20 protein-coding genes are annotated in these 22,169 nt (G+C 70.3%); 16 read left to right on the plus strand and 4 right to left on the minus strand.

Annotation, left to right across the window (positions count from 1 at the left end):
• Positions 1-36: 36 nt before the first annotated feature.
• From V8J39_RS16810 to V8J39_RS16845, 8 genes are all read left to right on the plus strand, one after another.
• Positions 37-1,572 (plus strand): FGGY-family carbohydrate kinase, encoded by a 1,536-nt coding sequence (locus tag V8J39_RS16810; RefSeq protein WP_336462102.1) that lies wholly within the window; start codon positions 37-39, stop codon positions 1,570-1,572.
• Complete coding sequence (locus tag V8J39_RS16815; RefSeq protein WP_336462103.1) at positions 1,565-2,647, plus strand: ABC transporter ATP-binding protein; 1,083 nt, start codon at positions 1,565-1,567, stop codon at positions 2,645-2,647. Before V8J39_RS16810 ends, V8J39_RS16815 begins: the two co-directional genes overlap by 8 nt.
• Before the next feature lie 14 nt (positions 2,648-2,661).
• Positions 2,662-3,771 (plus strand): ABC transporter ATP-binding protein, encoded by a 1,110-nt coding sequence (locus V8J39_RS16820; protein ID WP_336462104.1) that lies wholly within the window; start codon positions 2,662-2,664, stop codon positions 3,769-3,771.
• A complete protein-coding gene (locus V8J39_RS16825) occupies positions 3,771-4,646 on the plus strand; it encodes a carbohydrate ABC transporter permease (protein ID WP_336462105.1) in 876 nt (291 codons plus the stop codon). Before V8J39_RS16820 ends, V8J39_RS16825 begins: the two co-directional genes overlap by 1 nt.
• Entirely contained in the window at positions 4,643-5,515 is an 873-nt protein-coding gene (locus V8J39_RS16830; RefSeq protein WP_336462106.1) for a carbohydrate ABC transporter permease, read from the plus strand. Before V8J39_RS16825 ends, V8J39_RS16830 begins: the two co-directional genes overlap by 4 nt.
• Before the next feature lie 10 nt (positions 5,516-5,525).
• Positions 5,526-5,927 carry a DUF2160 domain-containing protein gene (locus V8J39_RS16835; RefSeq protein WP_336462107.1) on the plus strand — a complete coding sequence of 134 codons (402 nt, stop codon included), beginning with the start codon at positions 5,526-5,528 and terminating at the stop codon, positions 5,925-5,927.
• Positions 5,928-6,013: 86 nt separating this feature from the next.
• Positions 6,014-7,738 carry an ABC transporter substrate-binding protein gene (locus V8J39_RS16840; protein WP_336462108.1) on the plus strand — a complete coding sequence of 575 codons (1,725 nt, stop codon included), beginning with the start codon at positions 6,014-6,016 and terminating at the stop codon, positions 7,736-7,738.
• Between the two features lie 94 nt (positions 7,739-7,832).
• On the plus strand, positions 7,833-9,656 hold the full coding sequence (locus V8J39_RS16845; protein WP_336462109.1) for a thiamine pyrophosphate-binding protein: 1,824 nt from the start codon (positions 7,833-7,835) through the stop codon (positions 9,654-9,656).
• Positions 9,657-9,812: 156 nt separating this feature from the next.
• Here the strand turns inward: V8J39_RS16845 and V8J39_RS16850 are convergent, their stop codons facing one another.
• From V8J39_RS16850 to V8J39_RS16865, 4 genes are all read right to left on the minus strand, one after another.
• Positions 9,813-10,241: an FKBP-type peptidyl-prolyl cis-trans isomerase gene (locus V8J39_RS16850; RefSeq protein ID WP_336462110.1), complete on the minus strand. Its 429-nt coding sequence runs from the start codon at positions 10,239-10,241 to the stop codon at positions 9,813-9,815.
• Between the two features lie 182 nt (positions 10,242-10,423).
• Positions 10,424-11,320, minus strand: a complete 897-nt coding sequence (locus V8J39_RS16855) for a DMT family transporter (protein ID WP_336462111.1) — start codon at positions 11,318-11,320, stop codon at positions 10,424-10,426.
• A gap of 98 nt (positions 11,321-11,418) precedes the next feature.
• A complete protein-coding gene (locus tag V8J39_RS16860; RefSeq protein ID WP_336462112.1) occupies positions 11,419-12,258 on the minus strand; it encodes an AraC family transcriptional regulator in 840 nt (279 codons plus the stop codon).
• A 52-nt stretch (positions 12,259-12,310) separates the two neighbouring features.
• Positions 12,311-13,591: an NAD(P)/FAD-dependent oxidoreductase gene (locus V8J39_RS16865; protein ID WP_336462113.1), complete on the minus strand. Its 1,281-nt coding sequence runs from the start codon at positions 13,589-13,591 to the stop codon at positions 12,311-12,313.
• 357 nt (positions 13,592-13,948) lie between these two features.
• Here V8J39_RS16865 and V8J39_RS16870 point away from each other — a divergent pair, with 357 nt between their 5' ends.
• The 8 genes from V8J39_RS16870 (at position 13,949) to V8J39_RS16905 (ending at position 22,157) form a co-directional block, all read left to right on the plus strand.
• Positions 13,949-14,596, plus strand: a complete 648-nt coding sequence (locus V8J39_RS16870; RefSeq protein ID WP_336462114.1) for a GntR family transcriptional regulator — start codon at positions 13,949-13,951, stop codon at positions 14,594-14,596.
• Positions 14,593-15,540 (plus strand): dihydrodipicolinate synthase family protein, encoded by a 948-nt coding sequence (locus tag V8J39_RS16875; protein WP_336462115.1) that lies wholly within the window; start codon positions 14,593-14,595, stop codon positions 15,538-15,540. Before V8J39_RS16870 ends, V8J39_RS16875 begins: the two co-directional genes overlap by 4 nt.
• Positions 15,541-15,551: 11 nt before the next feature.
• Positions 15,552-16,256: a type 1 glutamine amidotransferase gene (locus tag V8J39_RS16880; RefSeq protein ID WP_336462116.1), complete on the plus strand. Its 705-nt coding sequence runs from the start codon at positions 15,552-15,554 to the stop codon at positions 16,254-16,256.
• A gap of 79 nt (positions 16,257-16,335) precedes the next feature.
• A complete protein-coding gene (locus V8J39_RS16885; protein WP_336462117.1) occupies positions 16,336-17,373 on the plus strand; it encodes an ABC transporter substrate-binding protein in 1,038 nt (345 codons plus the stop codon).
• Positions 17,374-17,500: 127 nt separating this feature from the next.
• Positions 17,501-18,631, plus strand: a complete 1,131-nt coding sequence (locus tag V8J39_RS16890) for a M24 family metallopeptidase (RefSeq protein WP_336462118.1) — start codon at positions 17,501-17,503, stop codon at positions 18,629-18,631.
• Positions 18,632-18,647: 16 nt separating this feature from the next.
• The gene (locus V8J39_RS16895; protein ID WP_336462119.1) at positions 18,648-20,345 is read left to right on the plus strand and encodes an ABC transporter permease subunit; all 1,698 of its coding nucleotides are present in this window, start codon (positions 18,648-18,650) and stop codon (positions 20,343-20,345) included.
• On the plus strand, positions 20,338-21,333 hold the full coding sequence (locus V8J39_RS16900) for an ABC transporter ATP-binding protein (RefSeq protein WP_336462120.1): 996 nt from the start codon (positions 20,338-20,340) through the stop codon (positions 21,331-21,333). The genes V8J39_RS16895 and V8J39_RS16900 overlap by 8 nt, the downstream gene beginning before the upstream one ends.
• A 35-nt stretch (positions 21,334-21,368) precedes the next feature.
• The gene (locus tag V8J39_RS16905; protein ID WP_336462121.1) at positions 21,369-22,157 is read left to right on the plus strand and encodes an SDR family oxidoreductase; all 789 of its coding nucleotides are present in this window, start codon (positions 21,369-21,371) and stop codon (positions 22,155-22,157) included.
• Positions 22,158-22,169: the final 12 nt, after the last annotated feature.

Raw genomic sequence — 22,169 nt, forward strand, 5'->3', positions numbered from 1 at the left:
GAGGAGAGACTCGGGGCCCGACGACAGGGGGGACATATGGCAGACTGTGTGATCGGCATCGACGCCGGTGGCACCATGACGAAGGCTGCGCTGTTCGATCTGCAGGGGCGAGAGCTTGCCTGCGCACGGCGCAAGAACGTCATGGAGTTTCCGGCCCCGGGCCATACCGAACGCGATCCCGACCGCATGTGGCAGGCCGCCGCCGCCGCGATCCAGGAAGTGCTGGAGATCTCGGGCACCGCGCCCGGCGATGTCGTCGCGATCAGCTGTGCGGGCTACGGCAGCGGGCTTTACCTCGTGGATGCCGAGGGGGCGGTGGTCCGTCCGGGGATCGTCTCGACCGACAGCCGCGGCATGGGCCTGGTGACCGAGTGGTACCGCTCGGGCCTTGCGCACCGGATCGAGCCGATGATCCAGCAGCGGATCTGGCCGGGCCAGTCGCTGGTGCTGCTGGCGTGGCTGCAGCGCGAAGAGCCGCAGGTGATGGCGCGGGCCGACCGGGTGCTGTTCTGCAAGGACTTCCTGCGGCTGCGGCTGTGCGGCGACCGGTCGACCGATCCGACCGACGGCGGCATCGCCGGGCTCATCGACGTGACCACGGGGCAGTATTCGACCGAGGCGCTGCGGCTCGCGGGGCTCGAGGGCTGGATCCCGAAGCTGCCGCGGATCGGTCCCGCCGAAGAGATCGTCGGCCGGGTCACGGCCGAGGCCGCGGCGCAGACCGGCTTGCTGGAGGGCACGCCGGTCGTGCGCGGCGTGGTCGACGTGACGGCCGCCGCGCTGGCCTCGGGCGTGACCGAGGCCCGGCAGATGAGCATCGTCGCGGGCACGTTCAGCATCAACTCGACCCTGCATGCCGAGCCGCGCCTGAGCCTTGCGCCCTTCCTGCAGATGCCCTTCCCGCTGGGCGGCTATCTTGCGACCGAGGGCGCCGCGACTTCGGCCAGCAACCTGGAATGGCTGGTGAAGAACATCCTGACCCAGGGCGGCACTCCGCCGGCGGGGCTGGCCAACGACATCTACGAGACCGTGAACACCGCCGTCAGCCGCCGCGTGGGCCACCCGCGCGAGGCGCTGTTCTTCCCCTATCTCTTCGGCGGCCCCGAAGGTGCGCCGGCCGGGCTTCTGGGGATGACCGCGGACTATGATTTCGACGACATCATGCTGGCCGTGTTCGAGGGGATCGTCTTCGCCCACAAGGTCGACATCGATCGCCTGCTGTCGGGCAACGACGCGGCGCGGCCCAGGGTGATCCGCCTCGCGGGCGGTGCCGCCCGCAGCGAGATCTGGTCGGGCATGTTCGCCGACATCCTCGGCCTGCCGGTCGAGGTGCCCGAGGCGTCCGAGCTGGGCGCGCTGGGCGTCGCGATCTGCGCCGCGCGCGGCATCGGCGCCTATTCGACGCTGAACGCCGCGATCAAGGCCATGGCGCGGGTGTCGCGCCGGCACGAGGTGCAGCGCGCGCGCGGCGCCCCGCACCGGGCGAAATACGACCGCTACCTGGCGGTCAGCCACGCGCTGGCCGGGGCCTGGGCCGCGCCGCCGCCGGGCACGGGAGGTCTTCATGCTTGAGCTGCGCGGCGCCGGGCGGCGCGTGAAGGGACAGGTGCACCTGCATCCCACGGATCTGACCCTGCAGCGCGCGACGATGAACGTGCTTCTGGGGCCGACGCTGGCGGGGAAGACCTCGCTCATGCGGATGATGGCGGGGCTCGACGTGCCGACCGAGGGGCGGATCCTGTGGGACGGGCAGGACGTGACCGGCCGGCGGGTGCAGGACCGGCAGGTGGCGATGGTCTACCAGCAGTTCATCAACTACCCGGCGATGACGGTCTACGACAACATCGCCTCGCCGCTCAGGATCATGGGCAAGGACCGGGCCGAGATCGACCGCGCGGTCCGCGCCACCTGCGAGATGCTGAAGCTGACGCCGATGCTGGAGCGCAAGCCGCTGGAGCTGTCGGGCGGGCAGCAGCAGCGCTGCGCGCTGGCGCGGGCGCTGGTGAAGGGGGCGGGGCTGGTGCTGCTGGACGAGCCGCTCGCCAACCTGGACTACAAGCTGCGCGAAGAACTTCGCGCCGAGATCCCAAGGATCTTCGAGGCGTCCGGCGCGATCTTCGTCTACGCCACGACCGAGCCCGAAGAGGCGCTGCTGCTGGGCGGCAACACCGCGACCCTGTGGGAGGGCCGCGTCACCCAGTTCGGTCCGACCACGGACGTCTACCGCCAGCCGCAGGACACGGTGACCGCGCGCGTCTTCAGCGATCCGCCGATGAACTTTACCCGCTGCACCAAGCGCGGCAATCGCGTCAGCTTCGGCGCGGACGGGGCGGGGTTCGGCGCCACGGGGCGCTTCGCGGCCCTGCCGGACGGCGCGTACCTGGCCGGGTTCCGCGCCAACCACCTGCACCTGGGGCAGGGCGGCGCCCTGTCCTTCCCCTGCCGCGTGGCCGTGACCGAGATCACCGGCTCGGCCAGCTTCCTGCACCTGCGCTATGGCGCGGACCGCTGGGTCGGGCTGGTCGAGGGGGTGCAGAACCTCGCGCCAGAGACGCAGGTGACGGTCTCGCTCGACCCGGCGCATGTCTACCTGTTCGCGCCCTCGGGCGCGCTGGCGGCGCAGGCCGCCTATGCGGCAGCGGCCTGAGGGGGGGACGACACATGGCAAGGATCACGCTCTCGAACCTGGCGCACAGCTACATCTCGCATCCGCGGGGCGAGCAGGACTTCGCGCTGAAGACCATGGACTACGTCTGGGACGACGGCGGCGCCTATGCGCTGCTGGGCGCCTCGGGCTGCGGCAAGACCACGCTTCTCAACATCATCTCCGGCCTCAGGCGCCCCAGCCAGGGCCGGGTGCTGTTCGGCGACCAGGACGTGACCGATGCGCCGACGGCCGAGCGCAACATCGCCCAGGTGTTCCAGTTCCCCGTCGTCTACGACACGATGACCGTGCGCGAGAACCTGGCCTTTCCGCTGCGCAACCGCGGGATGGACGCGGCCTATGTGCGGGCGCGCGTCGACCAGATCGCGCGGATGATCGGGATGGAGGCCAATCTCGGCCGCCGCGCGCGGGGGCTGACGGCGGATGCCAAGCAGAAGATCAGCCTGGGCCGCGGGATGGTGCGCGAGGACGTGAACGCGATCCTCTTCGACGAGCCGCTGACGGTGATCGATCCGCACATGAAATGGGAGCTGCGCACCCAGCTGAAGCAGCTGCACCGCGAATTCCGCCACACGATGATCTACGTGACCCACGACCAGACCGAGGCGATGACCTTCGCCGACAAGGTCGTGGTGATGCACGACGGCCGCGTGGTCCAGATCGGCACGCCCGAAGAGCTGTTCCTGGCGCCGGCGCATACCTTCGTGGGCTATTTCATCGGTTCGCCGGGGATGAACCTGATCGAGGCCGCGGTGACGGGCGACCGCGCCCGGATCGGGTCGTGGGAGATCCCGCTGGGAGCGGTCTACCGGCTGGAGCCCGGGACCGTGCAGCTTGGCATCCGGCCGGAATTCGTGACCCTGGCCGAGGCTGGCGGACTGCCGGTCACGATCCGCCGGGTCGAGGATGTCGGCCGGCACCGGATCGTGCGCGCCGTTGTGGAGACCGGGGCCGAGATCGCGGCGCTGCTGCCCGAGGGGGCGCCGCTCGCCGCCGGGCAGACCCGGGCGGTCTTCGATCCCGCCCGCATCTGCATCTACCGCGACGACTGGCGCGCGGCGCCGGTCTCGGCACAGGCCGCGCAGGCCGAACGGAGGTTCGCCTGATGGAGAAGACCCAGAACAACAAGGCCTGGCTTCTGGTGCTGCCGGTGCTGGTGCTCGTGGCCTTCTCGGCGGTGATCCCGCTGATGACGGTGGTCAACTACGCCTTCAACGACACCTTCGGCGACAACCAATTCTTCTGGGCCGGCTTCGAATGGTTCGAGGAGGTGCTGCATTCCAGCCGGATGCATTCCGCGCTGTGGCGCCAACTGATGTTCTCGGGCATCATCCTTGCCATCGAGATCCCGCTTGGCATCGCCATCGCGCTGACCCTGCCCAAGCGCGGCGTCTGGGCCAGCACCTGCCTCGTGCTGCTGGCGCTGCCGCTGCTGATCCCGTGGAACGTGGTCGGCACCATCTGGCAGGTCTTCGCGCGCATCGACATCGGCCTGATGGGCGCCTCGCTCGCGGCGATGGGGATCCCGTTCAACATCGGCCAGTCGCCGCTGCATGCCTGGATCGTCGTCGTCGTCATGGACGTCTGGCACTGGACATCGCTCGTCGTGCTGCTGTGCTATGCGGGCCTGCAGTCGATCCCCGAGGCCTATTACCAGGCCGGCCGCATCGACCAGGCCAGCCGCTGGTCGGTCTTCCGCTACATCGAACTGCCGAAGATGAAGGGCGTGCTGCTGATCGCGGTGCTGCTGCGGTTCATGGACAGCTTCATGATCTACACCGAGCCCTTCGTCGTCACCGGCGGCGGCCCGGGATCGGCCACCACCTTCCTGTCGATCGACCTGGTGAAGATGGCGATCGGACAGTTCGACCTCGGCCCCGCCGCCGCGTTCTCGCTGATGTATTTCCTGGTGATCCTGCTGGTCAGCTGGGTGTTCTACACCGTCATGACCACGCTCGACAAAGAGGAGGATTTCGAATGACCGCCGCCTCCATCGGCGCGATGGCCGGATCCGCCGCGCGCAGGCGGACCAGGGGCCGCGCGGGCCTGCGCACTTACGTCTCGCGCACCGTGCTGATCGCCTACCTGCTGTTCCTGCTGATCCCGATCTACTGGCTCGTGAACATGAGCTTCAAGGGCAACTACGAGATCATGGGGACGGTGAACCTGATCCCGGCGGAGCCGACGCTCGAGAACTACGCCAAGATCTTCGGCGACAGCACCTGGTACATGGGCTACGTCAACTCGCTGATCTACGTGGTGATGAACACCGTGATCTCGATCTGTGCCGCGCTGCCCGCCGCCTATGCCTTCAGCCGCTACAGCTTCATGGGCGACAAGCACCTGTTCTTCTGGCTGCTGACGAACCGCATGGCGCCCCCGGCCGTCTTCGCGCTGCCGTTCTTCCAGCTCTATTCCTCGGTCGGGCTGTTCGACACCCACATCGCGGTGGCGCTGGCGCACTGCCTGTTCAACGTGCCGCTGGCGGTCTGGATCCTCGAGGGGTTCATGCGCGGCGTGCCGCGCGAGATCGACGAGACCGCCTATATCGACGGCTACAGCTTCCCGCGGTTCTTCCTCAAGATCTTCCTGCCGCTGATCGCGAGCGGGGTCGGGGTCGCGGCCTTCTTCTGCTTCATGTTCTCCTGGGTGGACCTGCTGATCAGCCGCACGCTGACCTCGGTCGACGTCAAGACCATCGGGGTCGCGATGACGCGGACCTCCTCGGCCACGGGGCTCGATTACGGGACGCTCGCCGCGGCGGGGGTGCTGACCATCATCCCCGGCGCGCTCGTGATCTGGTTCGTGCGCAACTACATCGCCAAGGGCTTCGCCCTGGGCCGGGTGTGAGGGGGCGAAGATGACCGCTGCACGCTGGACCACGATCTACCTGACCACCGGTGCGGCGATGCTCGCCGTGCTGGGCGGCCTGATCGCCGCCACGCCGCGCCCCGGCGGCCGGTTCGACTGGCTCGCCCCGATGATCGACGGCGGCTGGATGGCCTGGACCTTCCCGGTCGCGCTGTTCTTCTGGAGCATCGCCTGCCTGCTGATCCTCTTCACCCTGCTCGCGATCCGCCATCCCGAAGCGCCGCGGCTTGGCGTGCTGCGGATCGAGACCACGCGCGGCGATCGGCTGTTCATCAGCCTTCTCGGCTCGGCCTTCCTGTGCCTTGGCTGGCTATTCTTCTTCGGCGCGCCGCTCTGGGGCGCGCTGGCTCTCTGCCTCGTCTATGCCGCGGCGGTCTTCCGCTGGGTCTAGCCGGGATAGACCCGATGTCCGGCCCGAATGGAGGCGGGCCGGACCCCGGGCCGACGTGACGACCAAAAACCAATTGGGAGGAAGCAATGAAACTTCGTCTGATGACGAGTGCGATGGCGCTTGCGCTCACGGCACTCGGCGCTCCGGCCTGGGCGGACATGGAGGCGGCCAAGGCCTTCCTGGATGCCGAGATCGGCGATCTGTCGACGCTGTCGCGTGCGGATCAGGAGGCCGAGATGCAGTGGTTCGTCGACGCCGCCAAGCCCTATGCGGGGATGGAGATCAAGGTGGTGTCCGAAACCATCGCGACCCATGAATACGAATCCAAGGTGCTGGCCCCCGCCTTCACCGCGATCACCGGCATCAAGCTGACCCACGACCTGATCGGCGAGGGCGACGTGGTCGAGAAGCTGCAGACCCAGATGCAGTCGGGCGAGAACATCTATGACGCCTACATCAACGACAGCGACCTGATCGGCACCCACTGGCGCTATCAGCAGGCGCGCAACCTGACCGAATGGATGGAGACCGACGGCAAGGCGGTGACCAACCCCGGCCTCGACCTCGAGGATTTCGTCGGCATCAAGTTCACCACCGGGCCGGACGGCAAGCTGTACCAGCTGCCCGACCAGCAGTTCGCCAACCTCTACTGGTTCCGCAACGACTGGTTCAGCGACGAGAAGACCAAGGCCGATTTCCAGGCCAAGTACGGCTATGAGCTGGGCGTGCCGCTGAACTGGTCCGCCTACGAGGACATCGCCGAGTTCTTCACCGGCCGCGACATGAGCTACATGGACGGGCCGGCCAAGGTCTATGGCAACATGGACTATGGCAAGAAGGACCCGAGCCTTGGCTGGCGCTACACCGACGCCTGGATGTCGATGGCGGGCATGGGCGACGTGGGCGAACCCAACGGCCTGCCGGTCGACGAATGGGGCATCCGCGTCAACGAGCAGTCGCAGCCGGTCGGGTCCTGCGTGGCGCGCGGCGGGGCGACCAACGATGCGGCGGCGGTCTACGCGATCGAGAAGGCGATCGACTGGCTGCACAAGTACTCGCCCCCCGCGGCGATGGGGATGACCTTCTCCGAGGCCGGCCCGGTGCCCGCGCAGGGCGACGTGGCCCAGCAGATGTTCTGGTACACCGTCTTCACCGCCGACATGGTCAAGCCCGGCACCGCGGTGATGAACGCGGACGGCACCCCGAAGTGGCGGATGGCGCCCAGCCCGCACGGCGCCTACTGGAAGGACGGCATGAAGGTCGGCTACCAGGACGCAGGCTCCTGGACGCTGATGAAGTCGACCCCGGTCGACCGCGCGCAGGCCGCCTGGCTTTACGCGCAGTTCGTCACCTCGAAGACCGTGGACGTGAAGAAAAGCCACACCGGCCTGACCTTCATCCGCGAAAGCACGATCAACCACGACAGCTTCACCAAGCGCGCGCCGATGCTGGGCGGCCTAGTCGAGTTCTACCGCTCGCCCGCCCGCCTGCAATGGTCGCCCACCGGCACCAACATCCCGGACTATCCGAAGCTGGCGCAGCTGTGGTGGCAGAACATCGGCGATGCGCTCTCGGGCGAGAAGAGCGCGCAGGAAGCCCTCGATGGCCTCTGCGCCGAGCAGGAGAAGGTCCTGGCGCGGCTCGAACGGGCCGGGGTGCAGGGCGATCTCGGCCCGAAACTGAACGAGGAGAAGGATCCGCAGGAATGGCTCGACGCGCCCGGCGCCCCGGTCGCCAAGCTCGATAACGAGGATCCGGCCCCCGAGACCATTCCCTACGACCAGCTGATCAAGTCCTGGCAGCAGGGCTGATCCAACCCCCGGGCCGATGCGCAAGGCGTCGGCCCGACCCAACCCCGACCGCCGCGCATGCCAGGCGCCGGTCCCGCGATGCAGGAGTATGACGATGGACGGCCCGCTTTCCGCAAACCAGCCGCTGACCGAGACCAAACCCCATATCGGCGACATGCTGGCCGAGATGCTGGCGCAGTCGGGCGTGGAATACGTGTTCGGCATGCCCGGCGGGCAGACCACGGCCCTGCACGACGGCATCTCGCGCCGCACCGACCGCATCCGCCACATCCTGATGCGCGACGAACGCAATGCCGCCTATGCCGCCGATGCCTATGCGCGGCTGACCGGCAAGCCCGGCATCTGCGACGTGACCGTGGGCCCCGGCGCGAACCTGCTGCCCGCGGGCTTCCTCGAGGCGCTGAACGCCTCGATCCCGATGATCGGCATCATCGGAGAGCTGCCGCTCGACTGGATGCCGCTGAAGGAGAAGGGCATCGCGAGCCAAGGCTTCGACCAGCTGTCGTTCTTCCAGTCCTGCTCGAAAGAGGCGTTCCTCGTGCCCTCGGTCGCGGCCCTGCCGGAACTGGTGCGCACCGCCTTCCGCATCGCCACCGCGCCCCGGCCCGGCCCCGTCGCGCTCATCATCCCGCATGACATCTTCGACGCCGACTGGGATCCGCAGGCGATGCCGGTGCGGGTCGATGACCGCACGCGCCGGATGCCCTACCTGCGTTCCGCCGCGCCGGTCAGCGCGATCAGGGACGCGGCGGCGCTGATCAGGAAGGCCAAGCGCCCGGCGCTCGTCTGCGGCGGCGGCGTCCACGGCTCGGACGCGGCGGCCGAGGTGACCGCCTTCGCCGACCGTCTGGGCGGGCTGGTCGTGACCTCGCTCTCGGGCAAGGGGTCGGTCCCCGAAACCCGCGCCTATGCCGCGGGCGTGCTGAACCCGCTGGGCTCCGAGGCGGCGATCGAGCTGATCCAGGAGGCCGACCTGATCATCTGGTGCGGCTCCAAGGTCAGCCAGAACACCGGCATGAACTGGACGCTGCCCAAGCCGGACCAGGCAACAATCACCATCGATTTCGACCCGCTCGAACATGGCCGCACCTTCCGCCCGACCGTCCCGCTGCTGGGCGACGTGCGCGAGGTGATCACCGCGCTCGACGCGGCGCTCGGCGACAGCCGGGCCGGCACGCTGCCCGACTGGGACGCGCGCATCGCCGAGGTGAAGGCGCGCTGCGAGGCGTCGAAACTGGCCGAGACCTCGTCGGACCAGGTGCCGATCCTGCCGCCGCGGATCATGGTCGAGATCGCGAAGCGGCTGGGCAAGGACGATGTCGTCGTCTCCGACGCCTCGTTCTCGGCGGGCTGGATCTCGGGCTACATCCCGGCCGAGCAGACCCGGCGACAGTTCGTCTTCGCGCGCGGGCAGGGGGGGCTTGGCTATTCCGTCCCCGGCGCGATCGGCGCGGCGGCGGTGGCCCCCGAGGGCGCGCGGGTCGTGACCGTGGCCGGCGACGGCGCGTTCTCCTACACGATCGGCGAACTGGCGACGCAGGCGCAGTACAACCAGCGCATCGTCAACGTGGTGATCAACAACGGCAAGCTTGGCTGGATCCAGCTTTGGCAGGAGATCTTCTTCAAGAACGTCCAGTCCGCGGAGCTGGAAAGCCAGAGCGTCGTTCCGGGATATGCCGCGGCGGCACGCGGCATGGGGCTGAAGGGGATCTATGTCGACAAGCCCGACCAGATCGCCGCGGCGCTGGACGAGGCCTTCGCCCATGACGGCCCCTCGGTGGTCGAGGTGCGCATCGACGACCGGGCGACCCCGATCCATTCCTTCAAGCGCCGCATGCGCGACACCAGCGAAAAGGCGCGGCCGCGGCCCGGCACCGTCTACAAGCTGCGCGACTGGAAGGTCTCGCCCGACCTGTGACCGGGGATCGCACCGGGCGGCCGGTGCTCGGGCGCGGGGCAAACCGGCCGCGATCGGGGGTGGGTTTGGGTCTGCCGAAGACCGCCGCCGCCCCCGTACGCGGGGGCCGGCGGCAGCCGGATGGGGCAGGGGGCCCGGGCGGCCCCCCGCGCCGGGTCAGGCGATCTCGACCAGCTCGACGTCGAAGGTCAGCGCCTTGCCTGCCAGCGGATGGTTCGCGTCCAGCACCACCTCGGTGTCGCTGACGCTGGCCACGACCACGTCCAGCGCCTGGCCGTCCTGGGTGCGCACCTGCAGCCGGGTCCCGGGGTCGGTCGGGATGTGATCGGGCACGCCCGCACGGTCCACGGCCTGCATCCGCTCGGGGTGATGCTCGCCATAGGCCTCGGCGGCCTCGACGCGCACGGTGCGCCGCTCGCCGACGGCGATGCCCTGCAGCCCGGCCTCGAGACCGGGGATGATCTGGCCCGCGCCCAGCTGGAAGCTCAGCGGCTCGCGGCCTTCCGAACTGTCGAAGACCGAACCGTCGTCCAGCGTGCCCTTGTAGTGCAGATGCAGCGTGTCGCCCGGCTTTGCCTGGGTCATGTCGGATGTCCTTTCGGGGAGGTTCGTGACTTTGCCGAGGCCGCGCGGCGCGCGGGTTGCTCGGTCGCTCGCCCCAAAGCTGGCGATTCAGACCCGGAATGTAAACCGTGGGGGGCGGATTTCCGCCCACCCCCCGGCGTCACCCCGCGATGCCGGCGCGCAGGCGGCCCCCCAACCCGCGCTCAGCGCCGCCCGCGCTCGGCGGCGAGGCCGAGGAAGGTGCCCCCGACGATCAGCGCCGCGCCCGCAAGCGTCGCCGCCGTCACCGGCTCGGCCATGATCGCGGCGGCGAGGGCAAGGCCGAACAGCGGCTCGGTCCCCATCAGGAACGCCACCCGCGTCGGGTTGCTGCGGCGCAGGGCGGCGTTCTGGACGTAGAAGGCCGCGATCGTACAGAACAGCGACAGGAAGGCGATCGCGGCCCAGCCGCCGGGCGCGGTGCCGGGCGACAGGCCGGCCGGGCCGGCATGGCCGAGGATCAGCCCCAGCGCGATCGCCGCGACCGTCGCCGCCTGCACCGCCGTCAGCGCCGCGGGCCCCAGCGCGCGCCCCGCCATCACGCGCGCCGTGGCGACGACCATCACCGCGCGCAGCCCCGCGGCAAGCAGCACCAGCAGGTCGCCCGGACCCAGCGCCCCGGCGGCGCCCGACAGCACCGCCACGCCCGCGACGGCGGCAAGCCCGCCCGCAAGGACGCCGCGCGGCGGCAGCCGGCCGCGCAGCCCGAAATCGAGGACCGGCGTGAAGATCGTGCACAGCGAGATCACCAGCGCCGCGTTGCCGGCGCTGGTCAGGCCGACGCCCGCCGTCTCGGCCAGCAGGATCGCGCCGAGGATCGCGCCGAGCGCCGCCCCGGCCCGCAGGTCGGCGCGCGCCGCCGCCGCCAGCTCGCGCCGCGCGATCCAGCCCATCACCGCCGCGGTCAGCGCGAAGCGCCAGAACACCAGCGCCAGCACCGGCATGTGGGCCAGCGCGCCCTTGGCCACCGGGTAGCTCGCCCCCCAGACCAGCGCCACCCCCAGCACCGCCAGTTCCGCCGCCAGCGCGGCGCGCCGCATCGTCAGTCCACCCGTCATCATCTTGCCATCCCCGCAGCCGGTATCGGGCCGGGATTAGGGCAGGGGGCGGGGCAGGCTATAGAACGAAAGCGCGGTGGCCCGCGGGGGCGCGACGGGGATCAGCCGCGGGCGCAGGCGGCGGGGGTGGCGCCGACGATGGCGCGGAAGTGGCGCCCCATGTGGCTCTGGTCGGCAAAGCCCGCCTCGGCGGCGGCGGCGGCGGGCGCGACGCCCGCGCGCAGCAGCCGCTTCACATGCGCGATGCGCGCCTGCAGGTGCCAGGCATGCGGTGGCAGGCCGGTCACGCGGCGGAACGCCTCGATCGTCTGGCGCCGCCCGAGGCCGGTCACGCCGCACAGCTCGGCCAGCGAGACGTCCTCGTCCAGCCGCGCCCCCAGGTAGTCCACGGCATCGGCGATCCGCCCGTCCGCGCCCGATCCGCGGCCATCAGGCCGGGGCCCGTCGGGATCCGGCGCCAGCCCGGCCAGCAGCAGCCGCATCAGCGCGACCAGCGCCTCGTCGCGCACCAGCGCCTCGGGCGCGTCGTGCAGACGGGCGTGCAGCGCGGCGAAGCGGTGCCCCAGCGCCGGCTGCGCGTGGAAGGCGGCGCCGAAATCAAGCGTGCCGCGCGGCGCCCGCCCGGTGATGTCGGCGACCAGCTCGCGCAGCCCGGCCTCGGGGATGTAGAGCATGCGCTGGCGCCAGCCGCCCTCGTCACCGGCGCCGCCGTGGTGCACGTCGCCCGGGCGCATGGTGACGACCGAGCCGCCGGGCACGCGGTGCATCTCGCCCCGGCACCAGACCGCATGGACCCCGCCCTCGATCACGCCGAAGAGGTAGTCGTCATGGGCATGGGGCTTGAAGCTCTGGCTGAGATAGCGCGCCTGCAGCGTCTCGATCCCGAACAGCTCGGGCCGGCTGCGCAGGCTTGCGGTATCGCGCGGACGCGGCTGTGGCACCGGCGGCTCCCTCGGGGTTCATCCCCTGCATAGGCCCGCGGCCGGGCCGCGGTCAACGGCCGCGCCAGCGAAACCGGCCTACCGCGTAGGGGTCCGGGTCGATCGCGGGCGGGCGGCCCCCGATCAGGTCGGCCAGCAGCGCCGCCGTGGCCGGCCCGGCATTCAGCCCGACATGGCCGTGACCAAAAGCATGGAACACCCCGGCTGCGCGCGCGGGGCCGATCACCGGCAGCCCGTCGGGCGTCGACGGGCGGTTGCCCTGCCACCGCTGCAGCCCCTCGGCCGGGATCTCCAGCCCGGGATAGGTGTCGCGCAGGTGGCCCAGCAGCACCTCGGCGCGCGCCCAGTTCGGCGCGGCGTCGGCGCGCGACAGCTCGACCTGTCCCGCGGCGCGCAGGCAGCCCGCGGTCATCGTGTTGGCCATCCGCCCGTCGCTGGGCATCACCGGCCGGCGCAGGGTGACACCCGCGCCCGGGATCGCCAAGTGATAGCCGCGCTCGGCCTCGAGCGGCACGCGGTCGCCGGCCCGGCGGGCCAGCGCGGCGCCGCCGATGCCGGTCGCGATCACCGCCCGGTCGCAGGGCAGGGGCCCGGCATCGGTGAGCAGCGCCCCGAGCCGCCCCCCGGACATGTCGAAGCCGGTGGCGCGGGCCCGGCGCAGCACCGCGCCCGCCGCGCAGGCCCGCGCGACGATCGCGGCGACATAGGCGCCGGGGTCGGTACAATGCGCCCCGCTCTCGAGCAGGATGCCGAAGCCATAGCGCGGCGACAGCGCCGGCTCGGCCGTCCGCAGCGCCTCGCCCTCCAGCTCGCGCCAGACAAGCCCATGGTCGCGGCGCAGGGACCAGGACCGCGCCTCGGCCGCGAAGGCGGCCCGGTCGGGATAGGCATAAAGCAGCCCGTCGCGCCGGATGAGACCGGGCGCGCCGATCTCGGCCGCAAGCGCCGCATGCCGCGCGGGCCCGTCCTGCAGCAGCGCGTGCAGCGCCGCCACCGTGCGCCGTGCCCTTGGCATCGTCGCGTTCGCCCACAGGAAGCGGCACAGCCAGGGCAGAAGCCGGGGCAGCGAGGCCGGCGCGATCGTCAGCGGCCCGGTCGGGTCCGACAGGTAGCCCGGCACCTGGCGCCAGAGCCCCGGCATCGCCATCGGGATGATCGAGGCGGGCGAGATGAAGGCACCATTGCCGAAGCTTGCCGCCTGTTCGCCGCCGGGGACCGCCGCCTCGACCAGCGTCACCTCGTGGCCGCGCCGCACCAGTTCATGCGCGGCGCAGGCGCCGATGATCCCCGCGCCGACGACGGCGATGCGCAGGCGCTCCGGGGCAGTGTCCATCGGCGGGCGGTCCTTCGAGATGTCCGGCCGTCGGGCCGCCGGCACGGGGCCCCGCGCGTCGCGGGGTAGGGGCATCCCGACATGATGGGGCATGGCGCGCGTGCCGCCAAGCCGGATCGCGCCCCGCTCGCGGGTCGACCGGAGCCCGGCGGCCTGCTGCGGAGGCCTGCCCGATTTGCTGGCAAACGGCGCGCCCGGTCGCGCGTTTCGTCCTCTTGCTGCCCATTTATGATGCATAGCGCCGCGACATTCGACAAAAGCGCCATTGCGCAGCCCCGCGCGACCTGACCCGCCACCTGCCGGCTTGCACTGGCATACGGGTGGCATACCAGTGGCACACAGAATGGAATCGAGACGATGACCGAGCCGGAACAGACCCTCACCCAAGGCGCCGTGGACGCGATCATGGAGATGATCCGCAGCGGCCAGCTTGCCCAGGGCGAGATCGTCAGCGAGCGCACGCTCGCCGACCAGCTCGGCCTGTCGCGCACCCCGGTGCGCGAGGCGATCGGCCGGCTCGAGGGGCGCAACTTCGTGCGCCGCGTCGGCCGGACGCTGATGGTGACGGGTGTCGCGCTGAAGGACCTTCTCGACGTGCTGGGCGTGCGCCGCGTGCTCGAGGCCGAGGCCGCGCGCATCGCGGCCCTGCGGATGAAGCCCGACGAGGTCGCCGCGCTGCGCGACCGGGTGCTGGGCCTGACCGACGCCCTGCACACCGAAGCGAGCCAGCACTGGGACATCGACGAGGAGCTGCACATGGGCCTGGCCCGCGCCTCGGGCAACCGGATGATGGAGCGGATGATCCACGACTGCCGGCTGCGCACCCGCATGTTCGGCATGGAGCGGATCCCCGAGCGCTTCGCCGCCGGCAAGATCGAGCACCTGGCGATCCTGGACGCGGTCGCGGCCCGCGACAGCGCCACCGCCGCCACCCTGATGAGCGACCATATCGACAACGCGCGCGCCGCGATCGTGCGCAGCCTGACCGGCGAGGACCTTCCGTGAGTTTCGAGACCCTGAACAAAGCCACCGGCGTCTACGTGATCGCCCCGACGCCCTTCCTGCCCGACGGTGCGCTGGACCTCGCGAGCCTGGACCGGATGGTCGACTTTTACGCGGCCGCGGGCGCGACCGGCCTGACGATCCTGGGCATGATGGGCGAGGCGCAGAAGCTGACCCAGGCCGAATCCGTGACGGTGACCGAACGCGTGATGGCGCGCGCAGGCCGCCTGCCGGTCGTGGTCGGCGTTTCGGCCCCCGGCCTCGCCGCGGTGCGCGAACTCGGGCTGCGCGCGATGGACATGGGCGCGGCGGGCGTGATGATCACGCCGCCGTCGGTCACGCGCACCGACGACCAGGTCTTCGGCTACTTCGCCCAGGCGACCGAGGCGCTGGGGGCCGACGTGCCGGTGGTGCTGCAGGACTTCCCGCTGGCGACCGGGGTGCAGATCTCGAACGGGGTGCTGGGCCGGGTCATCGAGGCGATGCCCTCGATCGCGATGCTCAAGCACGAGGACTGGCCCGGCCTGGCCAAGATCGCCGCGCTGCGTGCCGCCGAAGCCGCGGGCCGGCGGCGGATCTCGATCCTGACCGGCAACGGCGGGCTGTTCCTGCCCGAGGAGATGGCGCGCGGCGCCGATGGCGCGATGACCGGCTTCTCGTTCCCCGAGATGATGGTCGGCGTCGCCCGGCTGATGACCGAGGGCCGGATCGAGGCGGCGCAGGACCTGTTCGACGCCTACCTTCCGTTCGTGCGTTACGAAAGCCAGCCCGGCCTGGGCCTCGCGATCCGCAAGCAGGTGCTGGCCCGGCGCGGCGTCATCGCCCACGCCACGCTGCGCAAGCCGGGCCCCGGCCTCTCGGCTGCCGACATGGCCGACATCGACCGCCTGCTCGCCCGCCAGGAGCGGCGGCTGGCCGCGATCGCCCAGCCTCTCGAAACCGCCTGAGGAGCCCTCCGATGACCCACAAACGCCTGCTCTACATCGGCAACGGCACCAAGTTCCAGTCGCTCGCCCGTCTCGACGAGCGCTTCGAGGGCTGGGGCCTGACGCTCGACCGCTACCACGCCTTCGCGGGCGAGTTCCCCGAGACGCTGGACGGCTATGACGGCATCTTCCTGTCGGGCAGCCCGCATGGCGCCTACGAGGACATTCCCTTCATCAACCGCGAGCATGACCTGATCCGCGAGGCCGCGGACAAGGGCATCCCGATGCTGGGGATCTGCTTCGGCAGCCAGATCCTCGCCTCGGCGCTGTGCGGCCGCAACCAGGTGTTCCGCCGCGACTTCTGCGAGATCGGCTACAAGGACCTGCCGACGACCGAGGCGGTGCAGACCGACCCGATCGCCAAGGACCTTGGCGACAGCGTCAACATGTTCGTGTGGCACAACGACGAGGTGCGCGCCGCGCATCCCGACATGGTGATCCTCGCCTATTCCGACATCTGCCCGAACCACGTCTGGCGCTTCCGCGATCAGCCGGTCTGGGGCATCCAGGGCCACCCCGAAGTCACCGCCGAGCAGGCGCCGCTGTGGTTCGAGGAGAACCGCGCGCGCATGACGCTCGACGGTGCGGACGTCGAGGTGCTGAAGGCCACCGCGCACGAGGCCGCCGAGTCGAAGACCATGATCTCGAACTTCGTCGAGCTGGTGAAGCACGGCTGAGACCAGCCTCCGCATCCGTCGGAGGAGAAACCAAGCCCACCCTCTCCCCCCTTCCACCTCCCAACAGGGATCTGTCACGATGAAAAAGACCTTCACGGCCCTTGTCGCGGCGACCGCGATGATCGCCGCTCCGCTTGCGGCCTCGGCCGAGGACATGGTGTTCGCCAGCTGGGGCGGCGCCTACCAGGAAGCGATCAAGAAAGCCTGGATCACCCCCTTCACCGCCGAGACCGGCGTCGAGGTGATCGAGGATACCGAACCGCAGGTCGCGCGCATCCGCGGCATGGTCGACACCGGCAACGTCGAATGGGACGTGGTCACCGGCGGCGGCTCGACCCTGATGCAGGGCGTGAACTTCGGCCTGTTCGAGAAGATCACCGACGACATGGTCGACCAGTCGGACGTGCTGCCCGAAGCGCGGTCGGACTATGGCGTCCCGTCCGAGATCTTCTCGACCGTGATCGGCTATTCCAAGGAAGCCTTCCCCGACGGCGGCCCGAAGACCTTCGCCGACTTCTGGGACACCAAGAAATTCCCGGGCAAGCGCACGCTGCCCGACAAGCCCTCGACCGTGCTCGAGGCCGCGCTGCTGGCCGACGGCGTCGCGCCGGGCGACATCTACAAGACGCTGTCGACCGAAGAGGGCCTCAAGCGCGCGCTCGACAAGGTGGCGGAGCTGAAGCCCGAGGTTTCGGTCTGGTGGTCCTCGGGCGCGCAGCCGGTGCAGGCGATCGGCTCGGGCGAGGTCGTGATGGCGCTTGGCTGGAACGGCCGCTTCCAGGCCGGCATCGACGAGGGCCTGCCGATCGAGATGAGCTGGGATGAGAGCATCGCCCAGGTCGGCTACTTCATGCTCGTGAAGGGCGCGCCGAACCGCGAGGCCGGGATCAAGTTCCTGAACTGGATCACCAAGCCCGAGCATCAGGCCGAATTCTCGAAATACGTCGCCTACGGCCCCACCACGCCGAAGTCGCTGCCGATGATCGACGCCGAGCGCACCGCGCGCCTGCCCTCGACCGACGAGCGCCTGTCGCACGCCGTGTTCTCGGACATCGCGTTCTGGGCCCAGCACGCCACCGAAGTGGCCGAGAAGTACACCGCGATGATGCAGAACTGAGGGCCTTTCAGGCGGCGGGCGCTCCCCTGTCCCGCCGCCTGGTCCTCGACGCCGCGGTCCCGACCTCTCCCCGAGGACCGCGGCGCTTTTCTCCCCAGATCACCCCTTCCATACCGACGAGGCCAAGATGGTCCAGACCGCATACTGGTTCGAGAAACCCGAGTTCGAGGCACGCCTTGCCCGCGTGCAGAAGGCGCTGCAGGACAAGGGCCAGGACGCGCTGCTGGCCTTCCTGCCCGAGACGGTCACCTGGCTGACCGGCTTCTTCACCCGTGCCTATTCCAGCTTCCAGTTCGCGATCATCCCGGCGAACGGCAAGCCCACGCTGTTCTGCCGTGACGTCGAGGAATACTATCTCGACAGCACCTGCATCTACACCGACCGCGCGATGTGGACCGACAGCGACGACAAGATCGCCGTCGCCGTCGAGACGATCCGCTCGCGCCTGGGCGCCAGCCCGAAGATCGCCGTCGAGATGGCCGCCTGGCCGCTGTCGGTCGCCCGCTACGAGGGGATCAGGGCCGGCCTGCCGGGCGCGGTCTGGACCGACGAGAGCCAGCTTGTCTCGACCATGCGCCTGATCAAGTCTCCCGCCGAGATCGCCTATCAGCGCCGCGCCGCCAAGGCGGCCGAGGCCGGCATGCAGGCCGCGATCGACAGCGCCGGCGTCGGCGTGACCGAGCGCGAGATGGCCGCCGAGATCTGCGCCGCGATGATCCGCGCAGGTTCTGACCTGCCCGGCCCCGGCGTCATGTCCTCGGGCGAGCGCGCCTTCCACCTGCACGGCGGCTATTCGGACCGGGTGCTGGAACATGGCGACATCGTCCAGATCGAGACCACGCCGAACGTGCGCCACTACCATGCCCGCTTCATGCGCCCGATCCGGGTGGCCGAGGCCAGCGACGAGGACCACCGCGTCGTCGAGACCCTGATCCGCATCCAGGACGAGGCGATCGCCTCCGTCGCGCCGGGCGTGAAGGCCACGGTTCCCGACGCGATCTACCGCGAGGGCGTGCTGTCGGCCGGCCTGCGCGAGACCTACACCAACAAGACCTTCTACTCGGTGGGCCTGCTGCTGGCGCCGAACGGCGGCGAGCCCATGGAGGCCGAGCCGCAGGCGACCTGGTCGTTCCAGCCCGGCATGACCTTCCACACCTACGTGCTGGCCCGGGGTTTCGGCATGTCCGAGACGATCACCATCACCGAAACCGGGATCGAGCGGCTGACGAGCTTCCCGCGCCAGCTGTTCATCGCCTGACCGACCGGAGCCGCCGATGACCGCGACCCGCCCCCTTCGCACGCCTCCGCCCGCGCGACCCGCGCGCACGGGCCTTCTGCCCTGGGGCCTCAGCGCGCCGCTGGTGGTGCTGCTGGCGGTGCTGTTCATCTGGCCGGTGCTTCTGCTGATGGGCCTGAGCTTCGGCGAGGACGGCTTCACCCTCGAGCATTACCGCCGGCTGCTCGAGGTGCCGCTCTATCGCCGGGTGCTGGGCAACACCTTCCTGATCGCGGCGATGGTGACGGTGCTGTGCGTCGCCTTCAGCTATCCGGTCGCCTACCTGCTGGCGACGGTGGGCGAGCGGACCCGCAAGATCCTGTTCGTGATGGTGCTGCTGCCGTTCTGGACCTCGGCGCTGGTGCGCACCGCGGCCTGGATCGTCATCCTGCAGCGCAACGGCATCCTGAACTCGGTCCTGCAGTCCTCGGGCCTGACCGACGACCCGATCGCCTTCGTCTACAACCTGTCGGGCGTGCTGATCGGCATGACCCACGTGCTGATGCCCTTCGTGGTGCTGCCGCTCTATGCCGCGTTCCGCGCCATCGACGCCTCGCTGGTTCTGGCGGCGCAAAGCCTCGGCGCCTCGGCGCTGTCGGTCGCGCGCCGGGTGATCCTGCCGCTGACCGCGCCCGGGGTGATCGCCGGTGCGACGATCGTGTTCATGAACGCGATCGGCTACTACATCACGCCGGCCCTGATGGGCGGCCCCGGGCAGACGCTGATCTCGATGCTGATCACGCAAAACATCAACGTCGACCTGAACTGGGGCTTGGCCGCGGCGCTGTCGGTGGTGCTGCTGGTCTCGACGCTGGTGATCTTCGCGGCCTTCCAGCGCGCCTTCGGCCTTGACCGGCTGTTCGCCGGCGGCGGCGGGCGCGGTGCGGCGCAGCCCTTCGGCCTGCAGGGCCGGCGCAGCGGCGGCGGCTGGATCGCGGCGGCGGTCGGGCTTGTCGTGCTCGCCCTCCTCGTGGCGCCGATCGTGCTGGTGTTCCCGATGGCGGCCTCGAACTCGCCCTACCTTCAGTTCCCGCCGCCCAGCTACTCGCTGCGCTGGTTCGCGAACTTCTTCGACGATCCGAAATGGATCCGTTCGATCTGGAACTCGCTCAAGGCGGCCTCGGTGGCGGTGCCGCTCTCGGTCGCGATCGGCACCGCCGCCGCGATCGGCACCAGCCGGCTGCCCGCGCGCCTGCGCCCGTGGATGGAGACGATCTTCGTGCTGCCGATGGTGGTGCCGGTCATCCTGCTGGGCGTCGGGCTTTACTACATGCTGTCGCCGCTTGGCGTGCTGGGCAGCCCCTACACGCTGGGCCTGGCGCAGACCGCGCTGTGCGCTCCCTACGTCTTCATCACCGTGCGCGCCGCGCTCAAGGGCTTCGACCCGTCGCTGGAACTGGCGGCGATGAACCTTGGCGCCGGCTGGGGCACGATGTTCCGCCGCATCATGCTGCCCGCGATCGCGCCGGGCATCGCGGCGGGCGCGATCTTCGCCTTCATCCAAAGCTTCGACGACGTCGTGCTTGCGCTCTTCCTCACCAACGTCCGCTCGCGCACGCTGCCGCGGGCCATGTACGAAGGCGTCGCGCACGAGATCGACCCGACGATCAACGCGGCCTCGGCCCTGATCATCCTGTTCACGATCCTCGTGCTCGCGCTCAACCTCATCTTCACGCGGAGGACCCGCAATGCCTGACGCCCTGATCGGCAAGGCCGTCTCGATCCGCGGCCTGTGGAAAAGCTATGGCCCGCAACCTGTGCTGCACGGGCTCGACCTCGATGTCGCGGCGGGCGAATTCTGCACGCTGCTCGGCGCCTCGGGCTCGGGCAAGACGACGATGCTCAAGGTCATCGCCGGCTTCGAGACGACCGATGACGGCGCCATCGCCATCGACGGGCGCGACATCGCCCGGGTGCCGGTCGCCAAGCGCAACATCGGCATGGTGTTCCAGAACTACGCGCTGTTCCCGCACATGAGCGTGCGGCGCAACGTGTCCTTCGGGCTGGAGATGCGCGGGCTGCCGAAGGACGAGATCACCCGCCGCACCGGCCAGGCGCTGGAACTGGTCGAGCTTGGCCCCTTCGCCGAACGCCTGCCCGGCGCGCTCTCGGGCGGGCAGCAGCAGCGCGTGGCGCTGGCGCGCGCGCTGGTGATCAATCCCGACATCCTCCTGATGGATGAACCGCTGGGCGCGCTGGACAAGAACCTGCGCCAGTCGATCCAGCTGCAGCTGAAGGCGCTGCACCGCGAACTGGGCGTGACGATCCTTTACGTCACCCACGACCAGGAAGAGGCGCTGCACCTGTCGGACCGGATCGTGGTGATGGACAAGGGCCGCATCGCGCAGAACGGCACGCCCGAAGAGCTTTACAACGCCCCCGCCAGCCCCTTCGTCGCGGGCTTCCTCGGCGAATGCAACTTCGTCGACGGCCCGGCCGGCCCCTGGGCCGTGCGTCCCGAGAAGCTGCGCCCCGGCCCCGCCGGCGCCGGCCAGCGCGAGATCCAGGCCGAGGTCGAGACGGTGATCTTCCTGGGCGCCGCGACCAAGATCGTCGCGCGCGGCCCGGGCGGGCAGATCACCTCGGTCGTGACCAGCGGCCCCGCCGCCGCCCGCCCCGAGATCGGCAGCCGCATTGCCTTCCACGCCGACGAGGCCGACATACTGACCTGGCCCGCCGCCTGAGCGCGCGGGCCCGAACGCCTGAAACGGAGACCCAGATGGATCTGCAACTCACCGGCCGCCGCGCGCTGGTCCTCGCCTCGTCCCGCGGCCTCGGCCTCGGCGTCGCCACCGCCCTCGTGGCCGAGGGCGCGCATGTGCTGCTGACCGGCCGCGACGCCGACCGCCTTGCCGCCGCTGCCGCCGACCTGACCGCCCGTGGCCCGGGCCGCGCCGATTGGACCGCCTGCGACCTGGGCGCCGAGGGCGCGGTCGAAACGCTGGTGGCCGCGGTCGCGGACAAGCTTGGCGGCATCGACATCCTGGTGAACAACTCGGGCGGCCCGGCGCCGGGACCGGTGCACGCGAGCCAGCCCGAGAGCTGGCGCAAGGGCTTCGAGTCGATGATCGCCCCGATCGTCGCGCTGACCCATGCGCTGGTGCCGCAGATGCGCGCGCAGGGGTGGGGCCGGGTGCTGACGCTGGCCTCGTCCGGGGTCGCGCAGCCGATCCCGAACCTCGGGATCTCGAACAGCCTGCGCGCCGCGCTGCAGGGCTGGTCGAAGACGCTCGCGACCGAGGTCGCGGCCGATGGCGTCACCGCCAACCTGCTGCTGCCCGGCCGCATCCACACCGATCGCGTCGACGAGCTTGACGCCGCCGCCGCCGCCCGCACCGGCAAGACGCCGGCCGAGGTCGCGACCGCCTCGCGCGCGACGATCCCCGCCGGGCGCTATGGCCGCGTCGAGGAATTCGCCGCCGTCGCGGCCTTCCTGTGCTCGGGTCCGGCCAGCTATGTCACCGGCACCTCGGTGCGCTGCGACGGCGGCATGATCCGCGGGGTCTGACCCCGCCCGCCC

The sequence above is a fragment of the Frigidibacter sp. MR17.24 genome (genome assembly GCF_037095655.1).
In the GTDB taxonomy this organism is placed as follows: domain Bacteria; phylum Pseudomonadota; class Alphaproteobacteria; order Rhodobacterales; family Rhodobacteraceae; genus Frigidibacter.

Bases quoted from the DNA above. Each gene is read 5' to 3' on its own strand.
- V8J39_RS16815 (WP_336462103.1), top strand. From the start codon at position 1,565: ATGCTTGAGCTGCGCGGCGCCGGGCGGCGCGTGAAGGGACAGGTGCAC.
- V8J39_RS16820 (WP_336462104.1), top strand. From the start codon at position 2,662: ATGGCAAGGATCACGCTCTCGAACCTGGCGCACAGCTACATCTCGCAT.
- V8J39_RS16810 (WP_336462102.1), top strand. From the start codon at position 37: ATGGCAGACTGTGTGATCGGCATCGACGCCGGTGGCACCATGACGAAG.
- V8J39_RS16835 (WP_336462107.1), top strand. From the start codon at position 5,526: ATGACCGCTGCACGCTGGACCACGATCTACCTGACCACCGGTGCGGCG.
- V8J39_RS16890 (WP_336462118.1), top strand. From the start codon at position 17,501: ATGGTCCAGACCGCATACTGGTTCGAGAAACCCGAGTTCGAGGCACGC.
- V8J39_RS16855 (WP_336462111.1), bottom strand. From the start codon at position 11,320: ATGATGACGGGTGGACTGACGATGCGGCGCGCCGCGCTGGCGGCGGAA.
- V8J39_RS16900 (WP_336462120.1), top strand. From the start codon at position 20,338: ATGCCTGACGCCCTGATCGGCAAGGCCGTCTCGATCCGCGGCCTGTGG.
- V8J39_RS16865 (WP_336462113.1), bottom strand. From the start codon at position 13,591: ATGGACACTGCCCCGGAGCGCCTGCGCATCGCCGTCGTCGGCGCGGGG.
- V8J39_RS16880 (WP_336462116.1), top strand. From the start codon at position 15,552: ATGACCCACAAACGCCTGCTCTACATCGGCAACGGCACCAAGTTCCAG.
- V8J39_RS16830 (WP_336462106.1), top strand. From the start codon at position 4,643: ATGACCGCCGCCTCCATCGGCGCGATGGCCGGATCCGCCGCGCGCAGG.
- V8J39_RS16845 (WP_336462109.1), top strand. From the start codon at position 7,833: ATGGACGGCCCGCTTTCCGCAAACCAGCCGCTGACCGAGACCAAACCC.
- V8J39_RS16895 (WP_336462119.1), top strand. From the start codon at position 18,648: ATGACCGCGACCCGCCCCCTTCGCACGCCTCCGCCCGCGCGACCCGCG.
- V8J39_RS16840 (WP_336462108.1), top strand. From the start codon at position 6,014: ATGAAACTTCGTCTGATGACGAGTGCGATGGCGCTTGCGCTCACGGCA.
- V8J39_RS16885 (WP_336462117.1), top strand. From the start codon at position 16,336: ATGAAAAAGACCTTCACGGCCCTTGTCGCGGCGACCGCGATGATCGCC.
- V8J39_RS16905 (WP_336462121.1), top strand. From the start codon at position 21,369: ATGGATCTGCAACTCACCGGCCGCCGCGCGCTGGTCCTCGCCTCGTCC.
- V8J39_RS16850 (WP_336462110.1), bottom strand. From the start codon at position 10,241: ATGACCCAGGCAAAGCCGGGCGACACGCTGCATCTGCACTACAAGGGC.
- V8J39_RS16870 (WP_336462114.1), top strand. From the start codon at position 13,949: ATGACCGAGCCGGAACAGACCCTCACCCAAGGCGCCGTGGACGCGATC.
- V8J39_RS16825 (WP_336462105.1), top strand. From the start codon at position 3,771: ATGGAGAAGACCCAGAACAACAAGGCCTGGCTTCTGGTGCTGCCGGTG.